18 protein-coding genes are annotated in these 18701 nt (G+C 57.5%); 15 read left to right on the top strand and 3 right to left on the bottom strand.

The window, feature by feature from the left end; genetic code table 11:
• The first annotated feature begins 36 nt into the window (after window positions 1–36).
• The gene (locus tag FLT43_RS06480; RefSeq protein WP_087442480.1) at window positions 37–918 is read left to right on the top strand and encodes a carbohydrate ABC transporter permease; all 882 of its coding nucleotides are present in this window, start codon (window positions 37–39) and stop codon (window positions 916–918) included.
• Window positions 919–952: 34 nt separating this feature from the next.
• On the top strand, window positions 953–1837 hold the full coding sequence (locus FLT43_RS06475; protein WP_087442481.1) for a carbohydrate ABC transporter permease: 885 nt from the start codon (window positions 953–955) through the stop codon (window positions 1835–1837).
• 2145 nt (window positions 1838–3982) lie between these two features.
• Here FLT43_RS06475 and FLT43_RS06470 read toward each other — a convergent pair.
• Window positions 3983–4987, bottom strand: coding sequence for a LacI family DNA-binding transcriptional regulator (locus FLT43_RS06470; protein ID WP_087442482.1), 1005 nt, complete (start codon window positions 4985–4987; stop codon window positions 3983–3985).
• Between the two features lie 435 nt (window positions 4988–5422).
• Here FLT43_RS06470 and FLT43_RS06465 point away from each other — a divergent pair, with 435 nt between their 5' ends.
• From FLT43_RS06465 to FLT43_RS06415, 11 genes are all read left to right on the top strand, one after another.
• On the top strand, window positions 5423–5746 hold the full coding sequence (locus FLT43_RS06465) for a UxaA family hydrolase (RefSeq protein ID WP_087442483.1): 324 nt from the start codon (window positions 5423–5425) through the stop codon (window positions 5744–5746).
• A gap of 49 nt (window positions 5747–5795) precedes the next feature.
• Window positions 5796–6959: a UxaA family hydrolase gene (locus FLT43_RS06460; RefSeq protein WP_087442484.1), complete on the top strand. Its 1164-nt coding sequence runs from the start codon at window positions 5796–5798 to the stop codon at window positions 6957–6959.
• A gap of 105 nt (window positions 6960–7064) precedes the next feature.
• Window positions 7065–7859 (top strand): SDR family NAD(P)-dependent oxidoreductase, encoded by a 795-nt coding sequence (locus FLT43_RS06455; protein ID WP_087442485.1) that lies wholly within the window; start codon window positions 7065–7067, stop codon window positions 7857–7859.
• 9 nt (window positions 7860–7868) lie between these two features.
• A complete protein-coding gene (locus FLT43_RS06450; RefSeq protein WP_087442486.1) occupies window positions 7869–8540 on the top strand; it encodes a cyclase family protein in 672 nt (223 codons plus the stop codon).
• Complete coding sequence (locus FLT43_RS06445) at window positions 8537–8761, top strand: hypothetical protein (protein WP_087442487.1); 225 nt, start codon at window positions 8537–8539, stop codon at window positions 8759–8761. The genes FLT43_RS06450 and FLT43_RS06445 overlap by 4 nt, the downstream gene beginning before the upstream one ends.
• Window positions 8758–9144 carry a D-ribose pyranase gene (gene rbsD, locus FLT43_RS06440; RefSeq protein WP_087442488.1) on the top strand — a complete coding sequence of 129 codons (387 nt, stop codon included), beginning with the start codon at window positions 8758–8760 and terminating at the stop codon, window positions 9142–9144. The genes FLT43_RS06445 and rbsD overlap by 4 nt, the downstream gene beginning before the upstream one ends.
• A gap of 225 nt (window positions 9145–9369) precedes the next feature.
• Window positions 9370–10143 carry an SDR family NAD(P)-dependent oxidoreductase gene (locus FLT43_RS06435; RefSeq protein WP_087442489.1) on the top strand — a complete coding sequence of 258 codons (774 nt, stop codon included), beginning with the start codon at window positions 9370–9372 and terminating at the stop codon, window positions 10141–10143.
• An 80-nt stretch (window positions 10144–10223) separates the two neighbouring features.
• Entirely contained in the window at window positions 10224–11075 is an 852-nt protein-coding gene (locus tag FLT43_RS06430; RefSeq protein WP_087442490.1) for a fumarylacetoacetate hydrolase family protein, read from the top strand.
• A gap of 101 nt (window positions 11076–11176) precedes the next feature.
• On the top strand, window positions 11177–11908 hold the full coding sequence (locus FLT43_RS06425; RefSeq protein ID WP_087442491.1) for a (Fe-S)-binding protein: 732 nt from the start codon (window positions 11177–11179) through the stop codon (window positions 11906–11908).
• A complete protein-coding gene (locus FLT43_RS06420) occupies window positions 11905–13377 on the top strand; it encodes a LutB/LldF family L-lactate oxidation iron-sulfur protein (RefSeq protein ID WP_087442492.1) in 1473 nt (490 codons plus the stop codon). The genes FLT43_RS06425 and FLT43_RS06420 overlap by 4 nt, the downstream gene beginning before the upstream one ends.
• The gene (locus tag FLT43_RS06415; RefSeq protein ID WP_087442493.1) at window positions 13377–14174 is read left to right on the top strand and encodes a LutC/YkgG family protein; all 798 of its coding nucleotides are present in this window, start codon (window positions 13377–13379) and stop codon (window positions 14172–14174) included. Before FLT43_RS06420 ends, FLT43_RS06415 begins: the two co-directional genes overlap by 1 nt.
• A gap of 23 nt (window positions 14175–14197) precedes the next feature.
• Here the strand turns inward: FLT43_RS06415 and FLT43_RS06410 are convergent, their stop codons facing one another.
• Complete coding sequence (locus tag FLT43_RS06410) at window positions 14198–15334, bottom strand: GNAT family N-acetyltransferase (RefSeq protein WP_244194186.1); 1137 nt, start codon at window positions 15332–15334, stop codon at window positions 14198–14200.
• Between the two features lie 315 nt (window positions 15335–15649).
• On the opposite strand from FLT43_RS06410, the gene tsf reads away from it, so the two are divergent.
• Entirely contained in the window at window positions 15650–16558 is a 909-nt protein-coding gene (tsf, locus tag FLT43_RS06405; RefSeq protein ID WP_087442494.1) for a translation elongation factor Ts, read from the top strand.
• Between the two features lie 96 nt (window positions 16559–16654).
• On the top strand, window positions 16655–17215 hold the full coding sequence (locus FLT43_RS06400) for a PadR family transcriptional regulator (protein WP_164776195.1): 561 nt from the start codon (window positions 16655–16657) through the stop codon (window positions 17213–17215).
• Window positions 17216–17323: 108 nt separating this feature from the next.
• Here FLT43_RS06400 and FLT43_RS06395 read toward each other — a convergent pair whose 3' ends face one another.
• The gene (locus FLT43_RS06395; RefSeq protein WP_087442496.1) at window positions 17324–18574 is read right to left on the bottom strand and encodes a CapA family protein; all 1251 of its coding nucleotides are present in this window, start codon (window positions 18572–18574) and stop codon (window positions 17324–17326) included.
• Between the last annotated feature and the right edge of the window lie 127 nt (window positions 18575–18701).

The raw sequence follows: 18701 nt of genomic DNA, 5'->3' as shown, positions 1-18701 counted from the left end.
GGCGGCTTCAACACCAAGGAGAGGAGGCTGAGTCGAATGCGCGCGCATGCAGGGGCAAGCAAGCGGATATTTATTGCGGCGGGGCTGGCGCCGTCGCTTCTCATTTATGCCGTATTCGTCATTGTCCCGATATTCTGGTCGGCTTACTACGGCTTTTTTGATTGGAAAGGAATCGGCGAGATGCGCTTTACCGGCTTCGCCAACTTCGTTGAGGCGCTGCGAGATCCGGTATTCTGGCTCTCGTTCCGCAACAACATGGTTATTGTAGGGGCTTCCGTCTTCGGCCAAGTCCCGATCGCATTGCTGCTCGCTCTGCTGCTGAAGCGGGGAACCTGGTTCCAGCGCTTCGTCCGCTCGGCGGTATTTATGCCGATGGTGCTGTCCTCGGTCGTCATCGGGATTATTTGGACGAATATATATCACCCGCAGACCGGGTTGGTGAATGCGGCACTCGATGCGATCGGCCTGTCCGATTGGAAGCGGGCCTGGCTGTCGGAGCCGGACACCGCTATCTGGATGATCGCAATACCCGTCATTTGGAACTATATTGGTCCGTATCTCATTATGTTCCTTGCTGCCCTGCATAGCATCCCGTCCGAACTGGACGATGCGGCTGAGCTGGACGGAGCGCGAGGAATTCGCAAGCTGGCGTCACTGACACTGCCCATGATATGGGATACGCTCAAGGTGGCGATCGTGCTGTGCATCTCCGGCAGCCTGAAGGCGTTCGACCTAATTTATGTGATGACGAACGGGGGACCGGCCCATGCCACAGAGCTGCTCGCATCGTACATGTATAACAGCACCTTCACCGTCTACCGCTTCGGGTATGGCAGCGCGGTTTCTACCCTCATCGTCATCATCAGCTTGCTGCTCGTCGCGGGTTCACAGCGGCTGATGCGCCGGGAAGCGCATTAGCATCCGTGCAATGGACAGGAAGGAGGAAATCGATATGGCATCATTGCTAACCGCATCTGCACAAGGGAATGCAGTCCGCGCTGCAGGCTCGCGCGAAGGGTCGCGTGCGTTCCGGCTCCTCGTGAACGCCGGCTTGGCCCTTTATGCGCTCGTCACGCTGTATCCGCTCATCTGGCTCTATCTGAGCGCCTTCAAGACGAACGAGGAGTTTTTTGCCCATCCCTTCGGACTGCCGACCTCATGGCAGTGGGACAATTTCGTGCGGGCATGGGAAGTGTCGGGGATGGGACGCTCCATGTGGAACTCCTTGTTCGTCACGACGATATCATTGGCGGCCACCTTGCTCCTCGGAGCGCTGACGGCTTACATTTTGGCCCGGTTCCGGTTCAAGGGGCGCAGCCTGCTGCAGGGCTTGTTCGTGCTCGGCATGCTGATACCGGTTCACAGTACGCTTGTTCCGCTCTTTATCATGATGAACAAACTGGGCATTCTGAACACGCATGCTGCGCTTATCTTTCCTTATACCGCCTTTGAACTGCCGATTGCCGTTTTCATCGTGGCTGCCTATCTGGCTAATATGCCGCAAGAAATGGAAGAAGCGGCGCATGTGGACGGCTGCGGATACATGGGGATCTTTGCCCGGATCATGCTCCCCGTCTCACTCCCGGCGCTCTCCACCGTCGCGATTCTCGGCTTTCTTCGCTTCTGGAACGACTTCGCGTTCGCGCTCGTATTTATCAACAGCCCGGGGCTGAAGACGCTGCCGCTCAGCCTGTCCGTCTTCGCTACAGGCTACTCGACGGACTACAAGCTAACGATGGCCGCCCTAGGCATGGCCGCACTGCCGACGATCGCGATCTACATCCTGTTCCAGGAACAGGTTATGAAAGGGATGGCCGCGGGCGCCGTAAAAGGGTAAACCTTATAGAAAGCGAGAGGACGAAGTAACCGGATATACTTTATACAACGAGTCAGCCCCGAGCCCCCCCGATAAACGGACGAACTGAATCGATCGGAGGCAGGACATTGACAGACAAGGCCTTCATCGCTAGAACAAAATAAGAAAGCCGGCACCGATAGAAGCAGTTCTTTTAAGCTCCAAAGGGTGCCGGCTACAATGATTCGAAGAAAACTTTCGTCTCTTGCACTTAAGGACAATACCCCCTTGGCGCAGGAAACCGGAGTGTGCACGGTTTGTCCTATCTTATGAACAATATCCCCGTCACGCAGGAAATAGAGATGAATGAATCAGTGTCTGCCCCGCTTAAGAGGAGTATCCCCTTGGCGCAGGAACCAGGGTGTATCATGGGTTTTTTCTCTTATGAACAATATCCCCATGACGCAGGAAGTGGAGATGAATGAAGCTGTGTCTGCCCCGCTTAAGAGGAGTATCCCCTTAGCGCAGGAACCAGGGTGTATCATGGTTTTTTTCTCTTATGAACAATATCCCCATGACGCAGGAAGTGGAGATGAATGAATCGTTGTCTGCCCCGCTTAAGAGCATTATCCCCTTAGAACAGGAAGCAGGGTGTATCATGGGTTTTTCTTCACTTATGAACAATATCCCAATCACGCAGGAAGTGGAGATGAATCGTTGTCTGCCCCGCTTAAGAGCATTATCCCCTTAGCACAGGAAGCAGTGTGTATCATGGGTTTTTCTTCCCTTATGAACAATATCCCAATCACGCAGGAAGTGGAGATGAATCGTTGTCTGCCCCGCTTAAGAGCACTATCCCCTTAGCACAGGAACCGGAGTGAATCCTGTATTTCCTTTCTTATGAACAATATCCCCCTCACGCAGGTAACTGAAGTATGTTCGTAAAGTGGGATTATTTAAGAAGAAATTTCACTTAAATAGGTGAACTGGATAACTGAGGAGATTGTCGGATGAACCAATACAGTTCGCAGAGAGTCTCAGTTCTCATGAAATTGGTAGAAACTAGCGAGCCTTTTTCTGAGTAGTTGGAAGACTAAGTATCAAGGCGTTTCAGAGCACCTGACTAGACGGGAGATCGAGTAAAAATTGATTCGAATTATCTGATGGATGGGAGACTGAGCAAAAGCGAGATAGAGTCCCTGACTGAATGGGAGAGCGAGCAAAAGGCGAGTTGGAGCCCCTGACTGGACGGGAGACTGAACAAAAGGCGAGTTGGAGCCCCTGACTGAATGGGAGACTGAGCAAAAGGCGAGATAGAGCCCCTGACTGGACGGGAGACTGAACAAAAGGCGAGTTGGAGTCCCTGACTGAATGGGAGACTGAGCAAAAGGCGAGATAGAGCTCCTGACTGGATGGGAGACTGAGCAAAAGGCGAGTTGGAGCCCCTGACTGGACGGGAGACTAAGCAAAAGGCGAGATAGAGTCCCTGACTGAATGGGAGAGCGAGCAAAAGGCGAGAAAGAGCTCCTGACTGAATGGGAGACTGAGCAAAAGGCGAAGTAGAGCTCCTGACTGAATGGGAGACTGAGCAAAGGCAAGTCGGAGCCCCTGACTGAATGGGAGAGCGAGCAAAAGGCGAGTTAGAGCCCCTGACTGAATGGGAGACTGAGCAAAAGGCGAGTTGGAGCCCCTGACTGAATGGGAGACTGAGCAAAAGGCGAGTTGGAGCTCCTGACTGGACGGGAGACTGAGCAAAAGGCGAGATAGAGCCCCTGACTGAATGGGAGGCTGAGCAAAAGGCGAGTTGGAGCCCCTGACTGGACGGGAGACTGAGCATAAGGCAAGATGGTGGAGTCCCTGACTGGACGGGAGAGCGAGCATAAGTCGAGACGAGTATCTTATTTTATGGGAGATTAGGTATTGGGCGAGAGGGCCGTCTTACCAGTTGAGGAGATTCTGAATATGCGGAAAAAAAGCATTGCGTGAGCAAAACGAAATGCCGCATCATGGGTCTTTATGTTAGGCAGTCAGTCACATAAGGTTACGATGCGGCGTAGATTTGTGGTTTCTTTTTCTGAGCAAACCGGGTCTGCGTGGGTCAGTTCAGGATGGCGCGTGAGTGCCTCCGTCAAATGCAGGAAAGGAAGGAACGGAAGGCGTCCCTTCCCGGCGTATAACGATTAAAATCTATACTTTTCCCACGGACTCCCGCATCAATATCTCGCAAGGGAGCATGATTTGGCGCGGCTGTTCTTCCCGGTTTTTAATTCGGTCCAGCAGCAATTGCATGCCTTGCTCGCCGAATTCGTACGCTGGCTGGGAAGCGACGGAGAAGAACGGGTTCGCTTCCTCGACCCATCCGAAGTCGTCGAAGCAGGCAATCGACAGATCGTCCGGCACGCGGAGGCCCAGGCTGCGGACGGATTTCAGCACGGACAGGGCCAGCATATTGTTCGCCGCGAAGATGGCTGTCGGCCGCGCTTCCGGAGCGAGCTCCATCCAATGCGCAACGGACAAGTCCTGCACGCGTGAATAGCTTGTCTGCATGATCAGCGACTCGTCGAGTTCGATGCCGGCTTCTTGCAAGGCCTCGATATAGCCGGCTTGCCGCTCACGGGCGGTCGATACGTCCTGAGCTCCGTTCACAAGGGCGATGCGGCGATGTCCGTATCGGATCATCTCCGCCACCATACGTTTCGCCCCATCGAGGCTATCGCCGAGCACGGCGTCGCAGTCGATGCCGGGAACCTCGCGGTCCAGCAGCACGAAAGGGACATTTTGGCGCTGCAGCCACTCCAGATGTTCCTTAGATTGATCCCCGCTCGGCGCGAACAGCACGCCATCCACGCGCATCGACAGAATCATTTCCACGTAATCCTTTTCCTTCGAGAAGCTCTCGTCACTGTTCCCGAACATGAGCCGATAGCCATGCCGCATGGCGGCATCCTCGGCGCCCCGCGCCATCGTCGTGAAGAACGGGTTCGTAATATCCGTAATGAGAAGCGACACGATCTTGCTCTCTTGCGTGACAAGGCAGCGGGCGACCGAGTTCGGGATGTACCGCATTTCCTCCATCACCTGCTTGACCTTGTCGCGGGTCTTCTCGCTCACTCTTCCGGTATTGTTGATGACTCGGGATACGGTCATTGCCGAGACATTGGCTTTCTTCGCAATATCATAAATGGTAGCCATTGGCGTTATCTCCTACTATGATTTAATGGGCACCGGCGGCACAGTTGCAAGCGGCTTCAGCGAACGAAGCACCGCGGGAAGGCGGCATCCAGGGCTGAAGCCGCGGAGCTAGCTGTCCGCGGGCCGGGCGCCTGCTACGGCGGCACCAACCGGCGCAGCGAGGCGGAAGAAGCATGTCCTATTTCCAAATAAGAGGCGGCTCACCAAGTCCGCTTTTGGTTATGAACGTAATAGGATCGGACCCGATGTCGAGTCTTGCATTCTTGATGAAGTCCTAATTATACCATTTTCGCCAGAACTTAAAAATAGATTTTACCGATTATATTTTATGCTATAGAGAACATTGACATCAAGAGGGGCCCATGATATTGTTGAGTTAACGATAACATTTCCAGTTTAAGTCATCTTGTTAGGATAAATCAGGAGGGATCAAGCATGGGCGAGAGGGTCATGCAAAAAGGTGTAAGCGTTATCGTCATGGACGAACGCGATCATGTGGCGACGGCACTGCGGGAATTGCAGCCGGGTGAAACGGTCACTTGCGAGGTCGCGGGAGCTACTCGTTCCGTTGCGGTAAGTCAGGTCATTCCATTCGGGCATAAGGTGGCCATCGTTCCGATCACGGAAGGCGACCATGTGCACAAATACGGAGAAGTGATCGGCCGGGCGATCTGCGGCATTCCCGCAGGCAGCCATGTGCATGTGCACAACATCGAAGGCATCCGCGGCCGCGGGGATCAGGCGGCATCGGCTAAGTAAGCGGACCTCATCTGACAGTCTGTCAACTTAGGGAAGGGGAATCGGATAAATGAGCATGACATTTCAAGGCTACCGGCGCCAGAATGGCGAGGTAGGCATTCGCAATCATCTGCTAATCATCCCAACGGTCATTTGCGCGAATCAAGTGTGCAACCGCATTCAACAGCTTGTTCCGAACACGGTCGCCATCCCGCATCAGCATGGCTGCAGCCAGATCGGCGCCGACAAGGAGCGCACGTTCGATGTGCTGGCAGGCACGGGGAAAAATCCGAACGTCGGCGGAGTGCTCATCGTCAGCCTTGGCTGTGAGGTCGTCGATCCGCTGCAGCTCCGCGAGGAGATCTGCAAGACCGGGAAGCCTGTCGAGGTATTCGATATTCAGAGTGTCGGCGGCTCTGTCAAGGCGATCCAGCATGGCGTTGAGCTTGCCGGCAAGATGCGGGCCCTGCTTGATGCGATGGAGAAGGTGGACATCCCGCTGTCCGAACTGAAGGTCGGCGTCAAATGCGGCGGTTCGGATGCGACGAGCGGCCTTGCTTCCAACCCGGCGTTGGGCGTGGCGGCGGATGCCCTCATCGGGGAAGGCGGCACGATTGTCATCGGCGAGACGACGGAGATTATCGGGGCTGAGCATGTGCTGGCCGGACGGTGCCGGACGCCGGAGATTGCGGACAATCTGTACCACATCGTCGATCGATTCGAGAAAGAGGTCGAGCGGATGGGGGCGGATATGCGCGGCGGCAATCCGAGCCCAGGCAATATCGCGGGCGGCCTCAGCACAATCGAGGAGAAATCGCTTGGCTGCATCAGCAAATGCGGCACGGCGCCGATCGAAGGTATCGTCGAATATGCAGAGCAGGTGCCGAAGGGCGGGCTTTATTTTATGGACTCCCCCGGCAACGATATCGAATGCGTGTCCGGCATGGCTGCGGGCGGCGTGCATCTTGTCTGCTTCACGACAGGGCGCGGCACGCCGACCGGATCAGCCGTCATTCCGGTTATCAAGATTACCGGGAACCGCCTGTGCGCGGAGCGGATGGCCGACAACATGGATGTCGATGTCAGCGGCTTGCTTGAAGGGGAATACTCGCTTCAGGAAGCGGGCGAGCGCATCTGGGACGAAATCCGGGCGGTCAGCAGCGGCAAGCTGACGACAGCCGAAGTGCTCGGTCACGCGGAGTTCAGCATCAACCGGATCGGTCCGAGCCTGTAAGGAACGACAAGCGGCGGGCCGGCTAGCAGAGCGGGCTGAGGGCCGATTGGCGGTGTGGAACCGGAACTTATTTTATTTTGGGGAAAAGAGAAAGGACGTGCCAATATGGGTCGATTAACAGGACGAATCGCACTGGTAACAGGAGGAAGCCGCGGCATCGGCGAAGCTATTGTCATTCGCTTGGCGGAAGAAGGAGCGGATATCGCGATCAACTATATGTCGGAGTCTTCGTATGATAAGGCGGTCAAGGTGCAGCAGCAGGTGGAGCAGCTTGGGCGCAAGGCGATTGTTGTGCAGGCGGACGTCGGCAGCAAGGAGGAAGTGAACCGCATGTTCGATGAGGTCGAGGCGAAGCTGGGCCCTGTCGATGTGCTGGTGAACAATGCGGGCATTGCCCCGTTCGAGCCGTTCATGCAAGTGACGGAGGAGACATGGGATCGCACTTATAATACGAACGTAAAATCCATCTTTATGTGCTCGCAGCGGGCAGCAAAGCATATGATCGACAACCGCTTCGGCAAAATCGTCAACGTGTTGTCGACGGCCAGCCTGATGGTGACCAGTCCGGTCATCCCGCATTACCAGTCGTCCAAGGCGGCTGCGCATATGCTAACGAAGGGGATGGCAATCGAGCTTGGCAGATTCAACATCAACGTAAATGCGGTCGGCCCAAGCACGGTTGATACCGACATGTGCACGGAATTCCTGGCTGCGCCGGGCATGCGGGAGAAGGAAGAGCAGGCCAACCCGATGAAGCGGCTCGGCACCGCGCGCCAGATTGGCGATGCGGTCGTCTTCCTCGCATCCGAGGAAGCGATGCAGGTCAATGGCCATCTGCTGATGGTGGACGGCGGCTTGACGGTGAAGGCGGCGCAGCCGGACGATCATATGGAACGGTAGGTGAGGCGAATGCTGAACATTACCCGGATGGTGGATCTCTCGCAGGAGCTGTACCATTTGTGCCCGGTGCTGCCGGATTTCGAACCGCCCAAAATGGATTATATATGCGTCGGGCCGCGCGACGGCTGGAAGCTGGAGCAGGTGACGATGAACCTGCATACCGGCACGCATATGGATGCGCCGGCGCATTTGGGCGAATATAGCAAGACCTTGGATCAATTCCCGGTGGACGCCTTTCAGGGGCGGATGGTATTCGTCCCGCTGCAGGATCGGGGCAAGGGTTACCCGATTGGGCGCTCGGATCTGGAGCCGTACGCCGAACAGTTGACCAGCGATGCGGTCGTGCTGCTGTATACTGGCTGGGGCGAGAAGCGGGGCTGGACCAAGGAATGGATCTATGAATCTCCGTATCTGTCCAATGAGGGCGCCCGCTATTTGGCCGAGTGCGGCGTGAAGGCGGTCGGAATCGACCATTTCAGCATCGGCGGCACGGGCGAAGAGAACGAGGAGACGCACCGTATCGTGCTCGGCGCTGATATGTGGGTCGCCGAAGGGCTGCAGCTCGATGATCCCGCGCTGCGGGAGGGCGAATGGCATGTGATAGCAATGCCCCTTAAAATACGGGATTCGAGCGGAGCGCCCGCCCGGATCGTGGCGATCCAGTGGGAGGCTCGCCCATGAGTCTCGTCACGTGGGAGTATCGAATCGAGCATGATGCGGCAGCATTGAACGAGCTGGGCCAATCCGGCTGGGAGCTGGTCGCGGTTACGGTGGTGGACGGCATCGAGAAGATGTACCTCAAGCGGCCGGGCCCGACATTCCGGGAGCTCATTACGCTGGATCAACGTGAAGAAGTGGCGCGGATGGCGGAAACCTGGGGCCGGGAGGGGGAGGAGTCATGAAAAAAGGCGGAGTGCTTCATCCCCAGCTGAACCGCATCCTGGCCGAGACCGGACATACCGATATGCTGACGATCTGCGATCGCGGCTTCCCGGTACCGCTCGGCGTGGAGCGGGTCGATCTTGCCTTGACCGATGATCTGCCGGCCGTTACGGACGCCCTGCGGGCCATCGCCGGCGAATTCATGATTGATTGCATTATCATTACCGAGGAAATGCAAGCCTTCAGTCCGGAGCGGGTCGCCCTGCTGAAGGAATTGATGCCGGATGCGCGATGGAAGGTGCTGCCGCATGTCCAGTTCAAGCAGCTGTGCACCGAATCGAGGGCGGTTATCCGGACGGGGGATACGACCCCGTATGCGAATCTGATCATCGTATCCGGATGAGTGGCAGAAGAGGCCGGGCTTGCGCCGGCCTCCGCAGCTGCATCGCAGGATGAGGGAACGGGCCGTCACAGACCTGTTCCCTTGTATGTACAGCTCGAGCCGACATCGTTGTAAAGGCTTCCATCATGAACGATTCTTTTATAATCAACTTACTTTTATGATCAACCCTTACTTTTATGAAAATGAAATGAGTGAAAACGGATATCGAGGGAAGGGGTCATCGGCATGCGTTTACAAGGGAAAGTATGTATCATTACAGGCGCGGGATCCGGCATCGGACGCAGCTCGGCGCTGCGCTTCGCGAGCGAAGGAGCGGTGGTGGCCGTAGCCGACATCCAGCCGGATGCAGGCCAGGAGACCGTGAAGCTGATCACGGACCAGGGCGGAGCCGCTTCGTTCGTGCATGTGGACGTTACCGTTCCGGAGCAAGCTCAGGCTATGGCTGATACGGTGATGCGGCAGTATGGGCGCATTGACGTTCTGTTCAACAATGCGGGGGTCAGCGGCATAGGAATGCTGCATGAGATCGAGCCCGAGGCATGGGATCGCGTCATTGCGATTAATATCCGCGGCGTCTTCCTGCCGAGCAAATATGTCATTCCTTATATGATCGAGCAGCAGAGCGGCGCGATTATCAACATGTCCTCCTGCATCGCCGAGATGGGGCTGGCGAACCGCGCATCCTACGCGGCAACGAAGGGTGCGGTGTTGTCCTTGACCAAATCGATGCAGGTGGACTACGCCACGTACAACATTCGGGTGAATGCGCTGTTGCCGGGAACGATCTACACCCCGTTCGTCGAGCAGTATCTGCGCAATTCGTATGATGATCCCGAGCAAGCGATTGCTTCCATCAAGACACGGCAACTGAGCGGCGAACTCGGCCTGCCTGAGGATGTGGCGGAAGCGGCGCTGTTCCTGGCTTCGGACGAAGCCAAATTCATTATGGGCTCCCCGTTGTACGTAGACGGCGGCGTCGTCTTCGGCAAAAATGCTTAAATCCGCGGCTGACGCGGACCCGGTACCGCCGGCCTCTGCCTGTCTAGTGCCCATTATATCCAGTGAGGGAGGAAATTACGGTGAAATTTATCACGTTCTATGATCACGATCAACAGCTGCGCGCGGGCGTCAAGACGGATCGAGGCATCGTCGACATCAGCGGCAAATATACAATTCATGAGGTGATCTCGGGAGGCCGGGATGTCCTGCGGGAGGTCGAGGCTTACGCCGCCGGCGCGAACGATGTGCTCGACGAGAAGGATTTGACCTACGGGCCATGCGTCACGGATCCGCAGAAGATCATTTGTGTCGGACTGAACTACCGGAAGCATGCGGAGGAGACGAATGCTCCGATTCCGGAAGTTCCGATTCTATTCAACAAATTCAACAATACGCTGACCGGCCACGGCCATGATGTCGTGCTCCCGCGCGTCAGCCAAGCGGTGGACTACGAGGCCGAGTTGGTCATCGTCATCGGCAAGCCTGCCAAGGATGTAACGGAGGAGGAAGCGCTGGACTATGTGTTCGGCTACTGCAACGTGAACGACCTGTCGGCCCGTGATCTGCAGATGCGCACGCCTCAATGGATGCTCGGCAAAATCTGCGACGGCTTCAGTCCGCTCGGGCCGTATCTCGTGACGGCGGATGAGGTGGGCGATCCGAACCAACTCGATATCCGTTGCATTGTCAATGGAGAGACGCGCCAGCATTCGAATACGGCGGACATGATCTTTACCTGCAAGGAGATTATCAGCTATATATCGCGTCATTTGACGCTGCTTCCGGGCGATCTCATTTTGACGGGCACGCCGGAAGGGGTCGTGCTGGGCTTGCCGGAATCCGAACGAGTCTACTTGAAGGACGGCGACCTGGTCACGATTGAAATCGAGAAGCTCGGCGCTTTGACGAACCGGATGGTGGCCGAACGGTAGATTCGGCGGCGCTTGAAGGGGGCAGCTCCTTCAAGCGCTTTTTATGTAGGCGAGAAGCGGATATTTGAGTGATTTGATCCGAGAAGAAAGAAGGGACTTCGATGCGCGTATCTTTATTTGTCACTTGTCTGGCGGATACTTGCTTTCCCGACGTGGCGGAGAGCGCGGTCCGGCTGCTGCACCGTCTCGGCTGCGACGTTGATTTCCCCCGGCTGCAAACGTGCTGCGGGCAGCCGGCGTTCAACAGCGGTTATCATGACGACGCGCGGGAGGTCGCGCGGCAGTGGCTGCGGGCGTTCGAGCACAGCGACTACATTGTGACGCCGTCCGGCTCCTGCGCCGGCATGGCATGCCATTATTACGAGGATTTGTTCCGGGAGGAGCCGGCATGGCTGGCCCGGGCGACGCGTGCGGCGGAGCGCACCTATGAGCTGTCCCAATTCATCGTGAAGGTGCTGGGGCGCACCGACATCGGGGCCGCTTACGAGGGGACGGCCACCTACCATCCTTCCTGTCACGGCATGCGGCTGCTCGGCATTGGCGACGAGCCGATGACGCTGCTGCGGCATGTGAAGGGGCTGAAGCTTGTCGATCTGCCTCATCAGGAGGATTGCTGCGGCTTCGGCGGCACATTCGCCGTGAAGATGCCGGAGATGTCCGGCGCGATGGTTACGGAGAAGGCAGAGCATGTCGTATCGACGCAAGCGGACATTCTGATCGGGACGGATATGGGCTGCCTGATGAACATTGGCGGCCGGCTCAATCAGGCCGGCAGACCGATTCGCGTCATGCATCTTGCCCAACTGCTGGAGGAAGGAGTGAAGCGGGCATGAGCACAGAGACATCCCCCGCCCAAGGCGGCATCGGCAGCGGCCTGAAGCAGCGGACGAAGGCGGTGCTTCAGGACGCGTTCCTGCGCCAAGCGGTGGCGTTCACGACGAACAAGCTCCGCACCGGCCGCTTGAGCGCTGCCGAAGAATTCGGCGACTGGGAAACGTGGCGCACCCGGGGCCAGGAGATTCGGCAGCATACGATCGAGCATTTGGACTATTATTTGGGCCAATTCGCCGAGCAGGCGGAACGGCGCGGCGCACGGGTTCATTTCTGCGGGACGGGCGGCGAAGCGGTGCAGGTCTTCCTGGCGATCGCGAAGGAGAAGCAGGCGAAGCTGGTGGCCAAGGGCAAGTCGATGGTGTCGGAAGAGATGCACCTGAATGAGCGGCTGCGCGAACAGGGCATTGCCGCGATCGAGACCGACCTGGGCGAATATATTTTACAGTTGGCGAAGGAGACCCCCTCCCATCTGATCATCCCGGCCATCCATAAGAACAAATCCCAGATTGCTGAATTGTTCACGAAGGAGGCCGGCAAGCCGCTTCCGCCGGAGACGAAGGAACTGGCCGCGTTCGCCAAGCGGAAGCTGCGCCAATTTTTCCTGGAAGCGGATATCGGGCTCTCGGGCTGCAACTTCGGCATCGCCGAGTCCGGCACGGTGACGATCGTCTCGAACGAAGGCAATGGGCGCATGGTGACGACCTTGCCGCAGACGCATGTCGTCGTCATGGGGATGGAGCGGCTCGTTCCGACCTTCGACGATGTCGAGGTGATGCTGAACCTGCTGGCCCGCAGCGCGACCGGGCAGAAGCTGACGACCTATACGTCGTTCATCACCGGTCCCCGGCAGCGGGGCGATCTGGACGGCCCGGAGGAGCTGCACATCATTATTCTCGACAACGGGCGTTCGGCGCAGCTCGGCGATCCGCAGTTCCAGCAGGTGCTGCACTGCATCCGGTGCGCGGCTTGCCTGAATGTATGCCCGGTCTACCGGCATGTGGGCGGCCATACGTACGGCTCGGTCTACAGCGGGCCGATCGGGGCGGTACTGACCCCGCTGCTGCAGCAGGATATGAAGGAGGCGGGGACGCTCGCTTACGCGTCATCGCTATGCGGGGCATGCTATGAAGCCTGCCCGGTCAAAATTCCGCTCCATGACATGCTTGTTCATCTGCGCGCCCGCAAAGTGAAAGAAGGCTATACGCCGCAGACCGAACGGCTCGGGTTCCAACTGTTCGGCAAAGTGTTCAGCCATGTGAAATGGTACCGGATGGCGGGCAAAGCCGCTTATTACGGCCAGAAGCCGCTCGTGCGGGGCGGGGTGATCCGCAAAGGGCCGGGTCCGCTTGGCGGCTGGACCGCTTCACGGACGTTCCCGGCGATACCGAAGCAGTCGTTCCGCGATCGATGGGATGAGCTGCAAGCGGAATTGGCGCGGGCGGACCGCGAACAAGGGAGGGATTCGTAATGGAGCGTGATGCGTTTCTTGCCGCCGTTGCCTCCCGGCTCGGCCGTTCCGGACCGTTGACGGAAGCGCCGGCCCATCTGTGCCGGGGCGTGCCGGGACAATATCGGGACCGGATGAAGATCCTGAACGCGGACGAACGCCTTCAGCTGTTCGTCAATAACTGGACGGCGCTCACCGGCGAAGCGGTGATCGTGCCGAAGGAGGAGGCGGCAGCGGGCATCGAAGAGATTCTGGCCCGCTTCCGGCAGCGCGGCCCGCTGGAGCGCGTGCTGTATGCGGACACGGAGGAGCTGCGCGGGTACGGCGTGCCGCGGGTGCTGCAGGAGCAGGGCTTGAGCGGGATTCCTTGGGCGGATGATTGGGACAATGAAGCCGAGCTGGAGCAATTGGGCCTCTCCCAGCCCGACGAAGCGGGAGCGCTCGCCGGAGCGAAGTGGCAGTCTCGCAGCCCGCTGCTGCGCGCCGCGGAGCGGTGCCAGCTCGGCATCGTTGCGCCCGCAGCCGCGATTGCCAACACTGGGACGCTGGCGGTATGGTCCGCCGGGCGACAAGGCCGTTCGGTCAGCCTGCTGCCCGGCATGCTGCTCGCCATATTGCCGGCCGAGCGGATCGTGGCCCGGATGGGCGAGGCGTTCGAACGGGTGAACGGGATGGCGAATCAAGAAGGCGGCCTGCCGGCCTCGTTGAATCTCATTACGGGGCCGAGCCGCAGCGCCGATATCGAGAATGATCTCACGATCGGCGTTCACGGCCCGGGTGTGGTGGGTATTGTCATTTTGACATCATCCGGCACGTAGCCGCGCCGGTTCGGATTGCGGATTTAGATATAATATAAGCCGGTCAGCGGCGGCAGCGGAACCGTTATGCGGAGATCGCCCGGCCATGATTCCGGCAGCGGAATGTCCGCCTCCGGCTCGAACAGCAGCCGTATTGTCTCTTCCTCGGACAATACGGCTGCTTCCGCGTCCGGGTAGCGGAGGCGGACCTGGCCGTCTCCGAGATCATCCGCTTCGATGCAGGCGGCAGGCGACCCGATCGACTGCCACCAGTCCCGAAGCAGACGGATGAGCCGCGCCATGGACGGAACATATACCGTGCCGTCATTGTGGCGGAACCGGGCCGGACAGGCGGACAGCTCACGGTGCATAGCATCGTCCTGCCAAGGCACAATCACCTCCAGCCGCTCATAGGCCGGGACGCTCTGGAGCAGCCGCACGAGCTGCACAGCATCGGCTCCGCCATATTCGAGCACGATCGGCAGCCGATCGGTCTGGGAAGGCTTCGGCTTCAGGACGTAAGCATACGCCGTAAGCTTGCCGCCGCGTTCCAGCCCGTACAGCTTCGGCTTCATCTCCAGGCAGGATGCATAGGCCGCGGCATCCTTCAGGCCCCCCAGATCCCATACGCTCATGTCGAAGGCAGCCTTATGCTGCAGCGTCAGATCATGGAAAGCGAAGCAGTCGAAGCTGGAGAGCTCGCGAAGGCACTCATCGTTCGCCGCATCTTCCGCCATCGGCATGGCGGCGTCCCGGCTCGTCTCGGCGGTCAATGTATACGCTGTCAAGCGGCCGAACGAATAACAGCGGTTCCGTCGGTAAAGTGAACGGCCGCCCGAGATGAAGAGCAGCGCCGCTCCCATATCGTCGACATGGCGCATGACGCGGTGCAGCAGTTCGGTCGCGACTCCGCTGCCCCGGGCTTCCGGCTCCGTGCACACGGAACCGAGCGAGAAGACGGGCAGGCGGGCGGCGCCGATGCGCAGCTTAGCAGGCAGGAGCCCCATATGCGCGATGAGCTTATCGTCCCGGAATACGCCGTAGGAATGGGCATAGACGGGCGAGAACAAGTATGGGAAGCCGTGTTCCATCGAGATCTGCCGGCTGTTGCGGAACACCTTGTCCGACAATTGCACCGCCTGCTCGTAATCGAGCGGCTGCAGCATTCGTATTTGTTCCATGGTACTCCTCCTTATCGGGTTGCGGGTTAATTCAATTCCGGAGGCGGGAATTGCACATGACGGGACATATCCGTTTTTTGCCTCTGGCTCTTACTTTATTTCGATGAAGGAAGCAAGATACCTACTTGATGGCAAATTGGACATAAAAAAGACATAATTCCCCTCCGCCGTTCCTCACCGTGGAAGCAGTATAGCTATCCTTGTTGGCTCGCGGATGGAAAAAGGCTTGACAAGAAGAAAGGGAATAAGTATGTTTATTGCATAACAAAATATATATAACATGTTATATAATTATCGAAGGGTGGATGGTGAACGATGACAAAAGCTGCAAAGCTTAGAGAGTTGCGTCAACGAACGGGCGCCGGAATTGTGGATTGCCAACGGGCGCTGAGCGAGTCGGGCGAGGATATGGACAGAGCTGTGCGATTACTGAGGGAGCAGGGGCTATCTTCCGCCGCGGCAAGAAGTGGCCGCATCGCAGCCGAAGGGCTGGTCCATGCTTACATAAGCCCCGATCGAAGGTCAGGCGCTATGATCGAGGTTAACTGCGAGACGGATTTTGTGGCGAACAACGCGGAGTTCAGAAGCTTCGTACAGGAGACCGCCCGGTTGGCGGCAGAGTCGGGAGCAGATTGTCCGGAGGTGCTGTCAGCGACGGACATGGCGGACGGCCGCAGCGTTGGAGAGACGCTCCATCAACTCGCGTCAGCGTTCGGTGAGAAGCTCACCCTGAGAAGGAGCAGCCGCTTTGAAGTAAAGGGGCGTGGTGCTGTCGGCAGCTATATTCATGAGGATTATCTCACCGCAGGGAAGCTGGGGGTGCTGCTGGAGCTAACTGTCTCCCGGCAGGAGAGCTTGTCCGAGCCTGTGTTCGACGCTTGCCTCAAAGAACTGCTGATGCATATCGCTGCTGCCAGACCTCAATATATCAGCCGGGAAGCGGTTCCGTCGAATGTGCTGGAGCGGGAGCGCGCTGTCTTGCGCGCGAAGGCGCTGCGCGAGGATAAGCCGGAAGCGGTCGTCGACCGGATCGTGAGCAGCGGAATGAACCGCTTCTTCCGGGAGGTCTGCCTGTTGGAGCAAAGCTGGGTTAAGCAGCCGGAAAAGACGATGCATGAGGTGCTGCAGGAAGCGATGAACGCGTTGGGTTGCGGCACGATGTCGATTATGCGGTTCGAATGCTATCAGAAGGGGGAGGGCGTCGCGAAGCCGGCGGACGAGTAGTAGCTTCAGAGATGCCCTCGCTGACGGCAAGGGACATCGGGTCGTAAGATTATGGTAGAATGTAACCAATGCATTGTTCTGACGAAGGGGGTACATATGTCTCTTGCCTATGCCATCTTAGGCCTGCTGTCTTGCCAAGACATGACAGGCTATGATCTGAAATATTACTTCGACGCTTCGGTGAAGCATATTTGGCCAGCCCATCTGAGTCAAATCTACCGGGAATTGAAGGGCCTTGAGAAAAAACAATGGGTCGATTCCTTTATTGAACCGCAGGAAACCCGCCCAGATCGCCGCGTCTACCGGATAACCGGACTGGGAAGCGAAGAATTCGGGAAGTGGCTGAACAAGGTGCCCGATAGCTTCCATGCCGTTGCCAGGGATGAGACGACGCTTCGCGTCTTCTTCGGCTCGAAGCTTGCTGCGGAAGAGCTTGTCTTCCAGCTTCAACTATTCCTGAAGGAGAAGAAGGAGGTGCTGTCTTTCCTCGAACATATCGAGAGGACGATTCGGGAGAGTTCCTTCGAATCCGAGAAGCGGTACTGGTTATTCTCGTTGCGCAAAGGCTTCAAGGTTACGGAAGCCGAGATCAGCTGGGCGGAGGAGTGCATTCAGGAGCTGCAGTCGCTGCCAGACCGCGCTCCAAGCGACAGGTAATCAGCGGTCGGGTTCGCGTCTGACGGCGGAGTTCGGCTCGGCTGCACCACAAAAAGGCAGATCATGCGCAAACGCTGCATGATCTGTATTTTTTCATTATTTGGATTGCTAGTGCTTGCCGGAAGCCGGAGGCTTCGCCTGGATCGCCTCTATCGCCCGGTCGGCGCCAATGGCCACGTCGTAGGAGATGGACTCCAAATATTTCAATTGCCGCTTCACATAGGCATCGTCCTTCTTGATGATCTGATCCCGGTAGATTTGATACGGACTGAAGGACATTCCAATCTCGCCATTCTCAATCGTCAGCGTGAGCAGGCCCGTATCCGCATTTTTCCCCTTCACGTAATCCGGAAAAAGAAAGTTGCCTATCGAATAGGCGATCGGCTTGCCGTTATACCATTCGAAGCCTTGCAGCACATGCACATGGCTGCCGACGATGCCGTCGGCCCCGGCGTCAATCATCTCGCGGGCATAGGTTCGCTGCCATGGCTCGGGCTTGTTGTTTTTCTCCACGCCCCAGTGCATATAGACGAATAAATAATCGCAATCTTGGCTCTCTGTGCGAATGACAGGCAGAACGCTTGACTTATTGTATGCCTCTGCGATGCCCGGCCGGTCGTTCGCGGCGAACCAGTACGTCTGGGGAATGAAGCGGGAGAAGGCGAGGAATCTGATGCGCTTGCCCTTGATCGTCACTTCATGGGCGCGGTACGCCTCCTCGCGGTTTTGGCCGCCTCCCATATAGGGCAGCTCGTAATGCTCCAGATTGGCGAGCGTATCGAGAAAGCCTTTCTGCTTGAAGTCGAGAGTGTGATTGTTGGCGATCGACACGAGATCGAACCCGGCATTCTTCAATCCTTCCAGAGAGATCGGGTCGGATTTGAAATTGAACAGCTGGTTCGTATCTTTTTGGTCATGGAAGGTGACAGCGGTCTCCAGGTTGACCACGGCGAAGTCGGCTTCCTGGATTTCCTCGGCCACATGCACGAACGGATAGTCCGGCCCTTCCTTCCGAATCGTCTCTTTGACCGACCAGTCCATGAGCGCGTCGCCCGCAAATACGAGCCGAATCGGCCCGTCTGCCGCGGCGTTGGCCTCGGTTGCGGGCCCGTAAAGCGGGGGAAGCGGCCCCATGGCTCCGGTCCCGCGAGCTTTGCCCTCTGCGGGAGGGGCCCCGTACGGAGCAGCTGCTGCCTGTTCTCCCTGGTCCTGCCTCGGTCCGTCCATCGAATGGAGGAGGATGCCGGTGAAGAACAGCAGGGCGGCGGCCGCAATCGCAAGCGCCCCTGTCCATTTGCGCTTGCGGCGCTGCTTCAGCCGCTGATGGCGCTCGCGGCGTGATTCCCGAAATGTGCTCAAAGGGTACCTCCTATGTAATAAGGTCATTTCACCGCTTTCATTATATTCGTTAACATCAGGAAATAAGTTTCAAAATATTTGCAATATACTATAAATTTTGTTACTTGACTTGAGTCTTCCCCATTTT

Source organism: Paenibacillus thiaminolyticus (genome assembly GCF_007066085.1).
In the GTDB taxonomy this organism is placed as follows: Bacteria; Bacillota; Bacilli; order Paenibacillales; family Paenibacillaceae; genus Paenibacillus_B; species Paenibacillus_B thiaminolyticus.
This window is presented reverse-complemented; position numbering and strand designations above follow the sequence as displayed.

Bases quoted from the DNA above. Each gene is read 5' to 3' on its own strand.
- FLT43_RS06480 (WP_087442480.1), top strand. From the start codon at position 37: ATGCGCGCGCATGCAGGGGCAAGCAAGCGGATATTTATTGCGGCGGGG.
- FLT43_RS06475 (WP_087442481.1), top strand. From the start codon at position 953: ATGGCATCATTGCTAACCGCATCTGCACAAGGGAATGCAGTCCGCGCT.
- FLT43_RS06470 (WP_087442482.1), bottom strand. From the start codon at position 4,987: ATGGCTACCATTTATGATATTGCGAAGAAAGCCAATGTCTCGGCAATG.
- FLT43_RS06465 (WP_087442483.1), top strand. From the start codon at position 5,423: ATGGGCGAGAGGGTCATGCAAAAAGGTGTAAGCGTTATCGTCATGGAC.
- FLT43_RS06460 (WP_087442484.1), top strand. From the start codon at position 5,796: ATGAGCATGACATTTCAAGGCTACCGGCGCCAGAATGGCGAGGTAGGC.
- FLT43_RS06455 (WP_087442485.1), top strand. From the start codon at position 7,065: ATGGGTCGATTAACAGGACGAATCGCACTGGTAACAGGAGGAAGCCGC.
- FLT43_RS06450 (WP_087442486.1), top strand. From the start codon at position 7,869: ATGCTGAACATTACCCGGATGGTGGATCTCTCGCAGGAGCTGTACCAT.
- FLT43_RS06445 (WP_087442487.1), top strand. From the start codon at position 8,537: ATGAGTCTCGTCACGTGGGAGTATCGAATCGAGCATGATGCGGCAGCA.
- rbsD (WP_087442488.1), top strand. From the start codon at position 8,758: ATGAAAAAAGGCGGAGTGCTTCATCCCCAGCTGAACCGCATCCTGGCC.
- FLT43_RS06435 (WP_087442489.1), top strand. From the start codon at position 9,370: ATGCGTTTACAAGGGAAAGTATGTATCATTACAGGCGCGGGATCCGGC.
- FLT43_RS06425 (WP_087442491.1), top strand. From the start codon at position 11,177: ATGCGCGTATCTTTATTTGTCACTTGTCTGGCGGATACTTGCTTTCCC.
- FLT43_RS06420 (WP_087442492.1), top strand. From the start codon at position 11,905: ATGAGCACAGAGACATCCCCCGCCCAAGGCGGCATCGGCAGCGGCCTG.
- FLT43_RS06415 (WP_087442493.1), top strand. From the start codon at position 13,377: ATGGAGCGTGATGCGTTTCTTGCCGCCGTTGCCTCCCGGCTCGGCCGT.
- FLT43_RS06410 (WP_244194186.1), bottom strand. From the start codon at position 15,334: ATGGAACAAATACGAATGCTGCAGCCGCTCGATTACGAGCAGGCGGTG.
- tsf (WP_087442494.1), top strand. From the start codon at position 15,650: ATGACAAAAGCTGCAAAGCTTAGAGAGTTGCGTCAACGAACGGGCGCC.
- FLT43_RS06400 (WP_164776195.1), top strand. From the start codon at position 16,655: ATGTCTCTTGCCTATGCCATCTTAGGCCTGCTGTCTTGCCAAGACATG.